This is a genomic window from Mycobacterium sp., assembly GCF_049281135.1.
Classification (GTDB): domain Bacteria; phylum Actinomycetota; class Actinomycetes; order Mycobacteriales; family Mycobacteriaceae; genus Mycobacterium.
Map to the genome: position 1 here is coordinate 1 of NZ_JBAPRN010000846.1, position 14,273 is coordinate 14,273.

Annotated in this window: 13 protein-coding genes and 1 pseudogene; 8 read left to right on the forward strand and 6 right to left on the reverse strand. The window is 62.7% G+C overall.

Features of this window, described 5'->3' with window-relative positions:
* Nucleotides 1-338 (forward strand): hypothetical protein (locus WAN02_RS33645; RefSeq protein ID WP_422269683.1); only part of this gene is annotated, 338 nt, incomplete at its 5' end.
* Nucleotides 339-546: 208 nt separating this feature from the next.
* On the opposite strand, the gene WAN02_RS33650 is transcribed toward WAN02_RS33645, so the two are convergent.
* From WAN02_RS33650 to WAN02_RS33665, 4 genes are all read right to left on the reverse strand, one after another.
* Nucleotides 547-867 (reverse strand): hypothetical protein, encoded by a 321-nt coding sequence (locus tag WAN02_RS33650; protein ID WP_422269684.1) that lies wholly within the window; start codon nucleotides 865-867, stop codon nucleotides 547-549.
* 424 nt (nucleotides 868-1,291) lie between these two features.
* On the reverse strand, nucleotides 1,292-1,666 hold the full coding sequence (locus WAN02_RS33655; protein ID WP_422269685.1) for a DUF732 domain-containing protein: 375 nt from the start codon (nucleotides 1,664-1,666) through the stop codon (nucleotides 1,292-1,294).
* 450 nt (nucleotides 1,667-2,116) lie between these two features.
* Entirely contained in the window at nucleotides 2,117-2,803 is a 687-nt protein-coding gene (locus WAN02_RS33660) for a hypothetical protein (protein WP_422269686.1), read from the reverse strand.
* A gap of 414 nt (nucleotides 2,804-3,217) precedes the next feature.
* A complete protein-coding gene (locus WAN02_RS33665) occupies nucleotides 3,218-3,904 on the reverse strand; it encodes a TetR/AcrR family transcriptional regulator (protein WP_422269687.1) in 687 nt (228 codons plus the stop codon).
* Nucleotides 3,905-4,057: 153 nt separating this feature from the next.
* Between WAN02_RS33665 and WAN02_RS33670 the strand changes: the two genes are divergently transcribed.
* From WAN02_RS33670 to WAN02_RS33680, 3 genes are all read left to right on the forward strand, one after another.
* Nucleotides 4,058-4,831 carry a hypothetical protein gene (locus WAN02_RS33670; RefSeq protein WP_422269688.1) on the forward strand — a complete coding sequence of 258 codons (774 nt, stop codon included), beginning with the start codon at nucleotides 4,058-4,060 and terminating at the stop codon, nucleotides 4,829-4,831.
* 111 nt (nucleotides 4,832-4,942) lie between these two features.
* Nucleotides 4,943-7,600 (forward strand): PEP/pyruvate-binding domain-containing protein, encoded by a 2,658-nt coding sequence (locus WAN02_RS33675; protein ID WP_422269689.1) that lies wholly within the window; start codon nucleotides 4,943-4,945, stop codon nucleotides 7,598-7,600.
* Complete coding sequence (locus WAN02_RS33680) at nucleotides 7,597-8,625, forward strand: DUF7064 domain-containing protein (protein WP_422269690.1); 1,029 nt, start codon at nucleotides 7,597-7,599, stop codon at nucleotides 8,623-8,625. The genes WAN02_RS33675 and WAN02_RS33680 overlap by 4 nt, the downstream gene beginning before the upstream one ends.
* Nucleotides 8,626-8,749: 124 nt before the next feature.
* On the opposite strand, the pseudogene WAN02_RS33685 reads toward WAN02_RS33680, so the two are convergent.
* Nucleotides 8,750-9,011 (reverse strand): annotated as a pseudogene (locus WAN02_RS33685) (DDE-type integrase/transposase/recombinase); the annotation flags it as partial.
* Nucleotides 9,012-9,363: 352 nt separating this feature from the next.
* Nucleotides 9,364-9,738, reverse strand: a complete 375-nt coding sequence (locus WAN02_RS33690) for a hypothetical protein (protein WP_422269691.1) — start codon at nucleotides 9,736-9,738, stop codon at nucleotides 9,364-9,366.
* A gap of 70 nt (nucleotides 9,739-9,808) precedes the next feature.
* Between WAN02_RS33690 and WAN02_RS33695 the strand changes: the two genes are divergently transcribed.
* From WAN02_RS33695 to cydB, 4 genes are all read left to right on the forward strand, one after another.
* Entirely contained in the window at nucleotides 9,809-11,134 is a 1,326-nt protein-coding gene (locus WAN02_RS33695; RefSeq protein ID WP_422269692.1) for an adenylate/guanylate cyclase domain-containing protein, read from the forward strand.
* Nucleotides 11,135-11,185: 51 nt separating this feature from the next.
* On the forward strand, nucleotides 11,186-11,791 hold the full coding sequence (locus tag WAN02_RS33700; RefSeq protein ID WP_422269693.1) for an HdeD family acid-resistance protein: 606 nt from the start codon (nucleotides 11,186-11,188) through the stop codon (nucleotides 11,789-11,791).
* A gap of 93 nt (nucleotides 11,792-11,884) precedes the next feature.
* Nucleotides 11,885-13,342, forward strand: coding sequence for a cytochrome ubiquinol oxidase subunit I (locus WAN02_RS33705; RefSeq protein ID WP_422269694.1), 1,458 nt, complete (start codon nucleotides 11,885-11,887; stop codon nucleotides 13,340-13,342).
* A 30-nt stretch (nucleotides 13,343-13,372) separates the two neighbouring features.
* Nucleotides 13,373-14,273: cytochrome d ubiquinol oxidase subunit II (gene cydB, locus WAN02_RS33710; protein ID WP_422269695.1), on the forward strand; the 901-nt coding region annotated here is incomplete at its 3' end.

Genomic DNA, 14,273 nt, shown 5'->3' on the forward strand with positions numbered 1-14,273 from the left:
GCGCCGACCTAGCCTCAGCGCCGCAGCAGGAGTTCGCGGTCGGCGGCGAGAACTTCCAGAACTGGTCACAGAAGCTGATCGGCGGCGAGATCGGAAATGTCACAAATCTAATTAATACTGCTGCCAACACGCAGGCGCCGTTAACACCTCAGCAGGGTAGTGGTTCGGCGGGCCAGGTGGGGCAGGCTGCGCAGCCGAGTGGCGCGCTCGGTGGTCAACCATCACCGCAGGGCACCCCGAATGATCCGATGCACGTCAGTGTTGTCGGCGGCCCGAGCGGCGGTGACCAAAGCAGCTACATGAGCTCTATCGGTACGAGTCAGTCGGGGACCGCGTAGCCAAAAAGATCGAGCCGCCCCTGGGAGAGTCAGAGGCGGCTCGATAACTGTTCAGACGGCGGTTAGGTCCGATCGGTTCCCGCTAGCCTCCGCACTAGGCGCCGCAATGCGTGCCACACGTCGGACACCAAAGTGGCGACGACTCCGATGCCTAGGTCGATGAAGCTGGCTGCTATGACGACAGCGGCGACGATCCAAAACACGGTCATCACTTGTCGCGCTCCAGCCCGCTGGCGTAGACCGCGGCTTCGAGGAGTGCTTCAGCCAGCGCCAGCGCATGCGAAGGGTCCAATGACCTGCCGAGGACGCGCACATCGCGGACGACGAACACTCCGGCGTCGTCCTGCACGAACTGGGTGCCGCCGGTGTGCACGGTCAGCCAGTCGAACACAGGGAACTTCTTCGCCGCGAACCGGCGGTAATGCCCCGCACCGTTGGGCGACTCGTGCCATTCGTCCTCATAGAACTCGACGTCGTCGGGCAGCGGGACGTCAGGGTGGGTTGTGGTGGTGTGAGTAATCTCAGGCATTGTCGAACTCCTTTTCAGTTCGGCCATACCCCGGGGCGGTGCCTGCCGTCGCCGGGGCCTTTTGGTTATGGGTTAGCGGTAAGGGTGCCGTAGAGGTATCTGTACGGCCCATCGCTTCGTGGATGACGCAGCGTAATCACAGCACCGCGTCTAGTGATTACCGTTGTCGTGCCCACTCCGTGCCCACAATTTGCCCACAGTTACAGATAACTCCCGTGAACTACAGTGATGGCTTTTCGCTGCTAGACGGGGTTCTGGACCTGTGAACACGCCCTGGAATAGAGTTCGAATCTCACCGAGGGCACTCAAACCGCAGTTCAGAGGCCCGCAAAGCGGAACACATTTTGGGTGAGTGTGTCCCAGCCCGCACACAGCCCGCAGGACGCTAAGACAGCCGGCGCGCGTCAGGTAGCCGCCGGCAGCCCTAGCCGCCGCCACCACCGCCGCCGCCGCCGCCGACGCCGGCGTTGTAACCAGCGTTGGGGCAATAGGTCGCATGCGCGATATTGACCATGGCTCCGACATCGTGCACCTGGATGTTGTCCGGGTCCATGTTGGCGTGGATGCTGTTGGCAATATGTTGTGGCGTCCAATTAAATTCGAGATCGTTGCAGATGAGGTACGCCATCCCGATGAGCGCATCGTCGTCGCCGGCCGGCCACGTGAGACCGGCGCCTCGTAGTTGATCGAGGTATGCGTCATCAGTCGGATTGGCACTTGCAACCGCAGCACTGGAAACCAGGGCAGCGCTAGCGATTATCGGGATGGTGAGTGCGGCCAGCCAGCCAGGTGACGACATGTGACGCCTTTCCTTAGTTGTCGACGTTGATGGTGCCATCAGTCTGCCGCGACCACGCCAACTCAGCCATGCCGGTCCGGCGGATAGTCGGAGACGACGAGCGTGTCGTCCGCCGCCGCCCTAGTGGCATCCGCAAGTCACCTACCACTGCGCGCTGGTCGCCAGCCCGCAGGAGGTCAGGCAGCGATCCAAACCAACCACGACTAACAAAGACTTAAATCTGTTGCAGCACAGCTGATTTACTCGATGCGCCGCAAGGGAAGTGGGGGTGGGCTTTCAATCGCCGGCGCGCGCCGGGTCAGCGACCCTTCGGGCGGCTCTCGGGGCAAAGCGCGTTTTGGAAAATAATGGCCCGGCCAAAGCAAACCAGCAAACTCCAGCAAAAGTGTTCTTGCCGCCTTGCCGCGCCCAGCAACGATGGATGCGCGCAGCCGAGGACGGCATCCAGCTTTACAGGGGTGGCTGGATATCGATCAGGAAGTTGCCGCCGGTAGCGGCGGTCGAGCTGAGGGCGTCGCCGAAGACGGCGCCGAGGTCGAAATTCCCGCCGTCGCCAGCGACGGCGAGGCTGCCCGCAGTGCCAGACGGGTCGAAGACCGCGGCGACGTCATTGCTGCCCGTGTCGTCGCCTCCGAGCCAGCCGGCGATGGCTCCGTCGTCGAGACTTGGGGCGGGCCCCCAGTACAAGGCGAAGTCGCCGTTGCCGGCAAGGGAGCTGCTGTCGCCGCCGCCGGCCTCCGCGAAGCTGGCCACGCCGCTGGAGATGGAGGTGTCGAGGTTGCCGTTGCCGGACAAGGCCCCGCTGTCGGTGCCGAAGGCCATGGCGGTGTCGGATGTTCCGGCGCCAGCCAAGCCGGTGCCGGCTTGGGCGACGCTGTCGTCGCCGAACGCGATGGCGAAGTCGCCGGTGCCCGTTTGGGCTAACGCGGCGCCCGACTGAAACAGCGAGATCCCGTCGAACGAGATGGACAGGTCGAGCCCTGGGATGTCGGCGGCGGGGAGGGGCAGATCCGGGACCACCGGAACCGGGTCGACCGGCATTGTCGGCGCAGCGGCGGCGGTCGCGGCCGCACCGATGCCGATGCCCAGTCCGACGGCCAGAATGGAGAGCCGTCCAACAGCCTTGGCGTGGTTCATTCGGAGTTCCTCTCCCCGTTCTGAACAAGGCCGTATCGGGTGATCGAGTGCGTACCATCGATACGTTATCAGGGTGCTCTCAGCTTCTGCACAGTCGAGTATTAGTCATCACTTAGCATCTGTCAATTGGCTCTCCTCGAAATATTTTTATAGCCTTTACAGGCGATTGTGCCAACTGAGTTAATGATTCAATAATGGAATCATTTACCTAATGAATAGTTAACTGTCGAAACAGTATTCCATTTCTCGGCCAACATCCCGTTGGGCGGCAGACAACTCAAAGACAACGGCCCTTAAGGAGACCTGACTGATCCGAAGCAAGTCGCCAAGGCGCTTGCGTTAACGGTGTGGGACGCTTTACTGGCGCGATCGAAACCTGAATATCACTGCCCCGCTGGACGCGGTCGTGGCGCTCTAGCTTTGTATCGGCGCAACTGGCGTCGTCTGCGTACGGCCGGTGGCACCGTAGACGATGAGCGAGGTCATTTCCTCGACGATTGTGTCGCGGCTGGGCCTGCGCCCGATCCCGGCGAATACTGGACCGTCGAACACCGCCGTCGCGAGCAGGGTGGCGAACGGCAGCCGCACGGTGAGTCGCAGATCGACTCCTTCGTAGCCGCGTTTCTCAAACTCCGCGGACATAATCTGTTCGGTGAGTGAGTGGATCGCCGCGATCGGCGATTCCTTACCGCTGAGGCTGCCGGCAACCTCTCCTTCGTACGCGTCGGCGGTCAGCAGGGCCAGGACCAGCCGCCGGTGCTGACGCAACAGGTTGTACATGCCACCAATCCACCGTCGGGCGACGTACTCAAGGTCGTGCGGCGTATCAGCGTAGCCGCGCCAGTCCTCGATGAACGCCTCCATGAACGCGGTGAAAGGAGCGACCACAGCCTGCTCGAACAGGTTCGGCTTGCTGACGAAGTGGAAGTAAATGAGCCGCTCGGAGACTCCGGCTGCTGCGGCGATCTCACGGGAGGTCGTCTTGCGGTAGCCGTGTGTGGCGAACAAGTCCCGGGCGGACTCCAGAATCAGGGAACGGATCTCAGAACCTTTGCGTCGGGTGGTTCTCGCCACCGCGCTGTTAGTGCTTGCCTGATTCACGACATGCAGGCTATCAGTGAAGCGATCGCATCCTCATTAGTGAAGCAATCGCTTGACTGAAGAGCCGAGTGTCGCGTAGCTTCTTTCATCAGCTAAGGAAGCAGCTGCACCACTATCGAGCTTTGTCGGAACGCGGAGGAAACCGTGGCCCCAATGAAAGCCACAGACACCAGAATCCAGCAATTGCTGATCTGGACAGGCCCGCTGATGCTGGTCCTGTTCGCCCTAGGGTTCATGTACCTCGCTGAATATCTGCCGCCGCCCTCTCCGCAGTTATCGCCCGAGGACCTGGTGGCTCGACTGCGCGCCAACCTCACCGATTTCAGGATTGGCATGGTCATCACCATGTTCGCGTTTGCGATGATGGTCACCTGGGCGATGGGAATTGCCGGCCGAGTGCACGCCACCGAGGAACGTCTACCGTTGCTGACCTACGTCCAACTCGGCAGCGTCGCCATCGGCTCGCTCATCGGCCAGGGCGCATGCTGGATCTTCGAGGCGACGGCCTACCGGTTGGATGACACCGACCCGCACATCATCCGCGCCCTCCATGACCTGGGATGGTTCACCTTTCTGGCTCCGTGGCCGTCCTTCACCATCTGGTGCTTCGCGCAGGCCGTTGCCATCTTCCGCGACGACCGGCGTGAGCCCGGCCTACCCCGCTGGACCGGTTACCTCGCAGTGTGGACCGGGCTGCTGTTCATACCCGCCTGCCTGATCTTCTTCTTCAAGACCGGCCCGATGGCGTGGAACGGTGCTATCGCCTTCTACATCCCGGTCTTCATCTTCTTCATCTGGGTCGTCGGGCTCACCGTGCCGGCCCTGCAGTCGGTGCGTCGGGACGCACGCGCTGCTGAGATCCCGACCGAACAGGTCGTCCCCGCTGGCACGGCCAGCCATGGGACGCCGAGTGGCACGAGAGTGTGAATTGAGCACTCACCCACCCGCACCACGACCTAGGCGCCTCGGCCACCAGAGTCTAAGCAGCCTGTCCAAACATGCTCGGCCCCAGTTCGACCCGCGCGCAGAGGAGTGTCCATGCACTTCGTCCTTGACCTCGGTGGCTGCACGAAAGAGCAGGCTGCGCAGGTGGGCGGTAAGGCCATCGGCCTCGGTTCGCTGCTGCACGAGAGGCTTCCCGTCCCACCTGGTTTCGCGATCACCACGGATGCCTATCGACGTTGCATGCGGGCAAGCAGGCTGCAGGACCAGATCACACAATTGCTCGACGACGCATATAAAGGTGACGAGCGCGACGTAGCGCGCCGGATCGGGGTGCTACTAGCGGATCTGGTGCTGTCGCCCGACGTCGCGGCCGAGATCGACGAGGCTTACGCACGCCTGGGCGACGGTCACGACTTGCCGGTCGCGGTGCGATCCAGTGCCACCGCCGAAGATTTGCCCGAAGCGTCGTTCGCCGGACAGCAGGACACTTATCTGTGGATCCAAGGTGCAGACGCGGTCCGTGAACACGTCGTACGGTGCTGGGCCAGTCTGTTCACCCCCCGCGCGATAGGGTACCGGGCACGCAACGGTGTCCCGGGGGACGATATCGCGATGGGTGTCGTTGTGCAGCAAATGGTTCCGGCTGAGTCTGCGGGGGTGATGATGACCCTGGAGCCCGTGGGCGGCGACCGTTCGCAGATCTACATCGAAGCCGCCTACGGGCTCGGTGAAGGCGTGGTGCGAGGCGATGTCGGCTCTGACCGCTTCTGGGTGAGCAAGAACTCCCTGACGGTGAGCAAGGAACAGATCGAGCCTAAACGGCAGGCGCATCGTTTCGATCCCGCCCGCGGCATAGTCTGCCTGGCCGATGTCCCCGCCCGGCAGCAACAACAACCTGCACTGAGCGAACAGGAAGTCATCGCCCTTGCTGATCTCGGCAGGCGAATCGAGAAATATTTCGAGGCACCCATGGACATCGAGTGGGCGATCGCGGGTCAGACAGGCAGCCGTCAGATCCACCTCCTGCAGGCCCGACCGGAGACAGTGTGGAGCCAGAAACCCGACACGGTAGAGGCCGGATCGCCGCCCGTCGACAACGGTGACGAGTGGGATCCGCTGCACAGTACAAGTGGGCCGCAGTCGCATTGGACCACCTCCAACCTGGGTGAAGCGATGCCTGGTGTGCTGACCCCGCTGAGCTGGACGATGTGGGCGGCGGCTATCGAACGCGCCCCTCGGGAGGCGGCCTACCAGATCGGTGCCTTCACCCAGGACGAACGCCGGGTCGCGGCGAGGGTCAACGACCGCTCGACGCGAATCTTCTTCGGGCGTCCTGCAATCGAAGTCGAATTCTTCGCCGAGCTCGGTGATCGGATGCCGGGAACCAGCGGCCAGGAGACCGTCCGCAGTTTGTTCGGACGCGTGCCTGACGACATGTCGTTCGCCCCGAGCCGTCGCCGCTACCCGATGATCGCGTGGCGGTTCCCCCTCACGTTCCTCACCACGCCCAGGAAGATGCGGGCGTTCGCCGACAGGCAAGATCGGTGGTACCAGGCCCAGATAGCGAGCGCCGGACGGCTCGATCTCGACAGCGCACGGGCATTGCTACTTGAGGCCCGCGAACATCTCGAGCAGGCTCTCGTCGTGCAGGTCATCGGCACCCTCTCGGTGATCCAACCCCTCTTCACGGGCATCATTAAGCTCGCCGAGACGGTTGGCTTCGACGGCAACTCACTCACCGCGATGGGCGGCGGCGCGGAGCTCCAGATGGTCTCCGACATCTGGGAGGCATCCCGCGGACGACTCGGCATCGAGGAGGTGCAGCGCCGACACGGCTTCCACGGACCCGGCGAGGGCGAGTTGTCGAGCAAGATCTGGCGGCAGAATCCGGTCCCGTTGCGACGCCTCATCGACGAGTACTCGGGGCGGGATGATGCCGCTGACCCCAGCCTGCGTGAACGTCAACACACCGCCGACCGGGCCCGTCTTCAACAGCGATTTCTCGCGGCGCTGCCCAGCGCGAAGCGACCTCTAGCGCGGCTGCTGCTGAGGTTGGGCGCCAGCAGGATCCCGCTGCGCGGGGTCGCCAAACGATCGTTCCTACAGGCGTTCGACATCGGCCGCGCGGCGGCGGCCAGAATCGCGGAATTCTACTGCGCTGAGGGCACGATCGACAGCCCTGAGGATATCTTCTACTTCACCGTCGAGGAGTTGACAGGGCATCTGCCGGCCGACCCGAGGGCCATGGTCGCGCTGCGACGGGAACGCCGTACGGCCTATCAGGGGCTGGCCACACCATCGGAATGGACGGGGCAGCCCGCCCCGCAGGCGGTTTGCACCGCCAATACCCACTCCGACAGCGAGACTGACACCGACGGGCTCATCGGTGTCGGGGTCAGCGCCGGAGTCGTCGAAGGCATTGTCCGTGTCGTCCTCTCACCCGACGAGGAAGGCATCAGGCCCGATGAGATCCTCGTTGCCCCGTTCACCGATCCCAGCTGGTCGTCTCTGCTGTTCATCTCGGCAGGGCTGATCGTCGACATCGGTGGAGCCCTCAGTCACGCCGCCGTCGTCGCGCGGGAAATGGACATTCCGTGCATCGTCAACACCCGCACGGGCACCAGTGCACTCCGTACCGGCGACCGCGTGAAGATCGACGGGACCGCCGGCACCATCCAGATCACTGAACGCGCCGCCGCCGGCACCTCAGGGTGCGATGCAACCACTACCGCCACAGGAGAACCCTTATGACTGTCGACACCAAGAAGGCGTTCTGGGAACAGAAGAACACCGACTTCGGAACGGTCACGCCGGACCTCGACTTGCTTCATCCCGAGTTTCCTGAGCGCGACAGCAACCCCGAGCTCACCGAGACCCAGTACCTCGGGTTCAACATCCCGGAGAAGGACATCCACGCGCTGTGCTACATCTGGCATCACCCCAACCTCGGCGTGGTCACCGGGGGTGTATGGGCCTGGCAGGGCGTGAAGTCCAACAGCCTGGCGTGTGAGATCTTCGACTTTCTGACCTACGTCGACGACAATTGCCTGGCCAACGACCTGCACGACTACGAGCTGCCCAACAGCTACGGGGTGAAGCTGATCGAACCACTGAAAAAGCTGCGGATGCGCTACTCCGACCCATACCGGGGCAATGCCATCGACGTCGACTTCACCGCGATGATGGACCCGATGGTGCTGAGCACCGGCATGCACTTCGAGCAGGGCATGAAGACCAGCGGCACAGTGACGTTCGGCGGCACCGAACACGCCGTCGACGCCTTCACGGTGCGCGACCGCTCGTGGGGCCAGGCCCGGCGCGAGGTGCACGTCGACGCCCCACCGATGGGCTGGATGACGTGCGTGTTCGGCGACGACTTCGCCTTCGGAGCAAGCGCTTTCGACTCCGAGGAGACCGACCCAGAGTGGAAGGGCGTCATGAAGATCCCCGGCGCCGATCCGACCAGGGGCGGCTGGATTCTCAAGGACGGCGAGCTGGCGCCGGTAGTGTCGACAATCAAACGGACCATCCGTAACCGACAGACGCTGTTCCCGGAGGGCGTCGAGATGACCGTCACCGACGCGAAAGGATGCAGCTACGAGATCCGGGGCACCGTGACCGCGGCGTCGAACTGGCGGACGTGGCACAACTTCGAGACCGTGATCTGCCTGGTCTGCTGGGAATGCGAAGGCCGGGTGGGGTACGGCGACCACCAGGAGGTCCTGTTCCACGACTACATCCGCCAGTTCATCGGTGACCCGCGCGTCGGCCGGTGACCCTTGAGGCCTGGAACCCGATCCGCAGCCCGACGGCGGAACGGCATTGTCACGTTGATTGAAAAGTGTGGTGGCGCAGTTGGGTTGAAGCAGTCGCGACGGAACACCGTTGGGTCGTTCAATTTCAGGCGGCAGCATCGGGCGCGGTGACCTGGCGCCAGACCGCGAAGCGGTCGGCCATCTCGGTTCGCCATTCGGTCGCGCTGAGCAGATGCCGTCGCGGCCGGAGGTGTGCGGAGATGCCGCTGAAGGCGGACAGGAACCGTTGCGCAAGCCGCGACGATTTGAAGCGTTTCATCGCCCGTTCGCGTTGTCGGCTGGGCTGATGAGAGTTCTCGGCGCGGTTGCTCACACCGCGACCGCCGGTGCTCCACCGACGACATCATGACCAGACCGTCGCCTGATCACTCCGCCCGTCCGCAGTAACTTCGTCGAGCGTTCAACCGTGGATCTTGTGGTGAACCCTGCTCCATGATCCCTCGGCCCTCTCTTTGCGCCCCTTCGGGCGTTCTCCTTTTTTCTTCCTATCCCGCTCATCACTGGCGCACAGGGATTGACCATCGAAGCGACATATCGTCGGCGAAGCTATCGGAGAGTTGGGAGTGAAGAGATGAGCGCCATGTTCGTGGGTGTCGCGTTCACCGTAGTTGTTTCGATACCGGCGCTAGTTCGTGAGATTCGCTTAGCGCGGCGCCCCAATCGCCAGCCGACGACACTCGCTTCGAAGACGTGACGCAGTTAGGGGTCTTGCCCGCTAGTGGCTTGCATCTCGTCAAGCTCCTTGCGAATCGCGTCGAGATTTGCGCGCAGATCATTTGATCGGCGAAGCAGCCGATTCTCTATACGACGCTCAGCGGTGGCGAAACCTGACTCAATAAACAGCACCACCAGCCCAAGTATCAGGACGAGCACGGTCCCGGCCAACAACGTTTTGCAGACCGTGGACCACGGCACCTGCGCGAAAACCCCCGCGAGCCGGGCGGCCAAAAAGGCAACGCCGGCGGTCATCAACGTAGACACCGTCGTGGTCGTGATTTGACGCCAAAACGCCTCGTCGCGAAGCCAACCTCCAGGCCAGTGCCAAGGTCGCAGGCGTTCGTCGTCGTCGGCCATGAGGCGAATCCTAAGTCGAATCTCACCGAGGGCACCACACGGCGTTCAATCCAGCCGTTAGGCTTTTGCTGTGGTGGCTAAGCGGTGCGCCGCCCAACAACCAGCAGGTTCGCGGCGATCACCGGACTGCGTAGAGGCAGTGCGGGCACAGCCACGTGCTCGTAGTCAGGTGTATTCCGATCGCATCGCGCGTCGCCGACGCATCCTGAACCTCACCGCGTCAATGGCGGTGTTCGTCAGCGCCGGCTTCGGGTTAGTCGAAGTCATCGCATCGCCCCAGCTGTGGTGGACCGGCGTCCTCAACATCGTCGGCGCCGCGATCTACGCCACCATCCCGGTGCTGCACCGCTTCGGTGAGCTGGTCCCGCCGTTGACCTTCATCGGCACGGCCTACGTGTCGATCTTCACCATCTGCTGGTTCGTTGGAACCGGGTCCGGACTGCAGTTCTACTTCTTGGTCGCGGCCTGCCTCATCGTGCTGCAGTTGGGGGTCGATCGCATTTTTCTCGCCGCGATTCTGGCTGCCATCGCCGCCGGCATGGTGATCACGTTGCAGTTCCTGGTCCCCCGCGACACCGGCGCACAACCGGTCTGGGCCTTGTCGTTGAGCTTCGTCGTCACCACGATCTCGTCTTGCGTCATGGTCGTGACGACCGTTTGGTACTCGGTACGCGAAATCGTTCGCGCCGAAGCGGCTATGGAGTTGGAGTACGAGCGATCCGAGGCACTACTGGCCAACATCTTGCCGGCCAGCGTCGCCGACCGGCTAAAAGACCCGGCGCGCAACATCATTGCCGATAAGTACGACGACGCCTCAGTGCTGTTCGCCGACATCGCCGGATTCACCGAGCGCGCGAGTGAAATGGAACCGGATCAGCTAATCCTTTTCCTCGACCGGCTTTACGGCGACTTCGACGCGCTGGTCGACAAGCACGGTCTGGAGAAAATCAAGGTCAGCGGCGACTCTTACATGGTGGTGAGCGGCGTGCCTCAGCCGCGAGCTGATCACGTCGAGGCATTGGCAGCCCTTGCGCTCGACATGGCCGAAGCCGCAGGCCTATTGAAGGATTCGCGCGGAGATGCGCTGCCGCTGCGGATCGGGCTTGCCGCCGGTCCGGTTGTCGCGGGCGTGGTGGGTTCGCGCCGGTTCTTCTATGACGTCTGGGGCGACGCGGTGAACGTCGCATCCCGGATGGAGACCACCGACTCAATCGGCCGGATCCAGGTGCCCGAGGAAGTCTATCGACGGCTGAAAGACGACTTCGTGCTCCAGGAGCGGGGCGTCGTCCAAGTCAAGGGCAAAGGCCCGATGCGTACCTGGTATCTCATCGGACGCAAACCGGACACCGGTTCCGGCGACGTCGCAGCCAAGGCGCCTCAGCGGGTCGGCGCCTGACGGCTCTCGTAAATCTCCCACCGCGATGGCGGTTTGTGGGAATATTCGGGCATGGAAACCACCGCTGTACCAAAGCTGTTGCCGCATCTGTGGAAGTCGACCCTGCTATCCGGGATTTTGTCGCTGACCCTTGGCATCCTGGTATACGTTCTGCCGGAACATTCCATCGTCATCGCCGCCGCCCTTTTCGGTATCTACCTACTAGTCACCGGTGCCGCGCAAGTCTTCTTCGCGTTCAGCCTGCACGTCTCCGCGGGCGGACGAGTGCTCTTGTTCATCAGCGGCGCCGCTTCGCTAGTTTTGGCGGTGCTGTGCTTTCGGCATTTCGGCGAGGGCTATGCGATTCTCCTACTGGCCATCTGGATCGGTGTGGGCTTCATCTTTCGTGGTGTGGCAACGTCGATCTCGGCCATCAGCGATCCTCACCTGCCCGGTCGTGGATGGCAGATCTTCGTGGGTTTGGTCAGCCTGCTGGCCGGCATTGTGATGCTTGGGTCTCCGCTGGAATCGATTGAGATCCTGACATTGGTCGTCGCGATCTGGCTGATCGTCATCGGGGCCTTCGAGATCGCGTCCTCGGTCGGGATCCGCAATGCCTCCAGGAGGCTGGAGAAGACCCTGGCGGCCGAACCACCAAAAGCGGCGGAAGCGGTCTGACAGTCCGCCGGCGAAACAACTCCATAGCCACGATCGTGAGTCTCTACTACACTGCGTCGTAGTATCGATCCCCCGTTGCCGGGAGGTGCTTGAGTGAACGTGGTCGACGTATCACGTTGGCAGTTCGGTATCACCACCGTCTACCACTTCATCTTCGTGCCGCTCACGATAGGTCTGGCGCCGCTGATCGCCGTCATGCAAACCATCTGGGTTGTCACCGACAGCGTTGCCTGGTACCGGCTTACCAAGTTCTTCGGAAAGCTCTTCCTGATCAACTTCGCGATCGGCGTCGCGACCGGGATCGTGCAGGAATTCCAGTTCGGGATGAACTGGAGCGAGTACTCGCGCTTCGTCGGCGACGTGTTCGGCGCTCCACTGGCCATGGAAGGGCTGGCTGCGTTCTTCTTCGAATCCACCTTCCTCGGCTTGTGGATCTTCGGTTGGAGTCGACTCCCCCGGCTGGTCCATCTCGCGTGCATCTGGATCGTCGCCGTCGCGGTGAACTTGTCGGCGTTCTTCATCATCGCGGCCAACTCCTTCATGCAGCACCCAGTTGGCGCTCACTACAACCCGACGACCAAACGCGCTGAGCTGGAAAGTATCTCGACGTTGTTCAGCAATAACACCGGCCTGGCGGCCTTCGGGCACACGGTCACCGCCTCGTTGCTGACCGGTGGCACATTCATCGCGGCGGTGAGTTCTTGGTGGATGGTTTGCTCGCACAGCCAGACCGAGAACGGCGATGCCCGCAGCATCTACCGTCCGGCCAGCATCCTGGGATGCTGGGTCGCGCTGGCCGCAACCGTCGCAATCTTTTTCAGCGGCGACGCCCAGGGCAAGCTGATGTTCCATCAGCAGCCGATGAAGATGGCGTCTGCCGAATCGTTGTGCGACACCCAGAGGGATCCCGAGTTCTCCATCTTGACCGTCGGTAGGCAGAACAACTGTGACAGCCTCACCCGCGTCATCGAAGTCCCTTACGTCCTGCCGTTTTTGGCGAAGGGCCGCTTCCATGACGTCACGCTGCAGGGCGTGCGCGACATTCAGCGCGACGATCAACAGCGTTTCGGTGCGGGCGACTACCGCCCGAACCTTTTCGTCACCTACTGGTCCTTCCGCGCAATGATCGGCTTCCTGCTGTTCCCGGTGTTGTTTGCGCTTACCGCACTATGGCTGACGCGTGGGGGGCGTATCCCCAACGGGCGGTGGTTCTCCCGCGTGGCGCTGCTGACGCTGCCCACGCCAATTCTGGCCTGCAGTGCCGGCTGGATCTTCACCGAGATGGGTCGCCAGCCATGGATCGTCGTACCGAACCCGACTGGCGACCCGAAGGTCCACTTGGTCGTCGCCGACGGGGTGTCCCACCATGCGCCCGCGATGGTGGTCATCTCTCTCGCGACATTCACCCTGATCTACGCGGTGTTGGCGGTCATCTGGTTCTGGCTGTTGAAACGCTATGTCGTGGAGGGACCGCAAGAACACGACGCGGAGCCTGCTCCGCCGGCACCGCCGGGTGCCGACGAGGTCGCGCCGTTGTCGTTTGCCTACTGACGACTGCCGTTCGGCAGAGAGGAGCCTTCCGTGGCGCTTCACGACGTGTGGTTCGGTGTTCTTGGGGTGTTGTTTCTCGGGTTCCTCATCCTCGAGGGCTTCGATTTCGGCGTGGGGATGCTGATGGAGCCGATAGCCCGGATGGGCGGGGGCGATCGGGAGCCCCGCCGCCGGGCGGTGCTCAACACCATCGGTCCGGTGTGGGACGGCAACGAGGTATGGCTGCTCACTGCCGGCGGCGCAATGTTTGCCGCCTTCCCGGGCATGTATGCCACGGTGTTTTCGACGCTGTACCTGCCGCTGCTGGCGATCTTGTTCGGCATGATCGTTCGCGCGGTATCCATTGAATGGCGCGGCAAGATCGACGACCCAAAGTGGCGGGGCTGGGCCGATTTCGGTATCGCGGCGGGTTCCTGGTTGCCTGCGGTGCTGTGGGGGGTCGCCTTCGCCGTCTTGGTCCGCGGCCTTCCGGTCGACGCCGAGCACCAAGTCAACTTGTCGGTCACCGACGTGCTGAGCGCCTACACACTGCTGGGCGGCCTGACCACCTGCGGACTGTTCCTGCTCTACGGCGCGGTCTTCGTCGTGCTCAAGACATCTGGCTCAGTACACGACGATGCATCGCGGGCCGCTGGTTGGCTGTCGCTGCCGGTGACCGTACTCGTGGCCGGTTTCGGGATATGGACGCAACTCGCTCACGGCAAGGCGTGGACCTGGCTGGTGTTGGCCGTCGCCGTTGTCGCGCAATTGGCCACCGTCGCATTGGTGTCTTCTCGCAGACACGAGGGATGGGCGTTCCTGTGCAGTGCCTTGGTGGTCGCCGCCGTCGTCGTGTTGCTGTTCGGGGCAATGTATCCCGATCTGGTTCCATCGACGCTTGATTCGCAGTGGAGTTTGACGGTCAGCAATGCATCCTCGAGCGCCTACACCT

Coding starts and splice junctions, on each gene's coding strand:
- WAN02_RS33650 (WP_422269684.1), bottom strand. CDS start 867: ATGCCTGAGATTACTCACACCACCACAACCCACCCTGACGTCCCGCTG.
- WAN02_RS33655 (WP_422269685.1), bottom strand. CDS start 1,666: ATGTCGTCACCTGGCTGGCTGGCCGCACTCACCATCCCGATAATCGCT.
- WAN02_RS33660 (WP_422269686.1), bottom strand. CDS start 2,803: ATGAACCACGCCAAGGCTGTTGGACGGCTCTCCATTCTGGCCGTCGGA.
- WAN02_RS33670 (WP_422269688.1), top strand. CDS start 4,058: ATGAAAGCCACAGACACCAGAATCCAGCAATTGCTGATCTGGACAGGC.
- WAN02_RS33675 (WP_422269689.1), top strand. CDS start 4,943: ATGCACTTCGTCCTTGACCTCGGTGGCTGCACGAAAGAGCAGGCTGCG.
- WAN02_RS33680 (WP_422269690.1), top strand. CDS start 7,597: ATGACTGTCGACACCAAGAAGGCGTTCTGGGAACAGAAGAACACCGAC.
- WAN02_RS33690 (WP_422269691.1), bottom strand. CDS start 9,738: ATGGCCGACGACGACGAACGCCTGCGACCTTGGCACTGGCCTGGAGGT.
- WAN02_RS33700 (WP_422269693.1), top strand. CDS start 11,186: ATGGAAACCACCGCTGTACCAAAGCTGTTGCCGCATCTGTGGAAGTCG.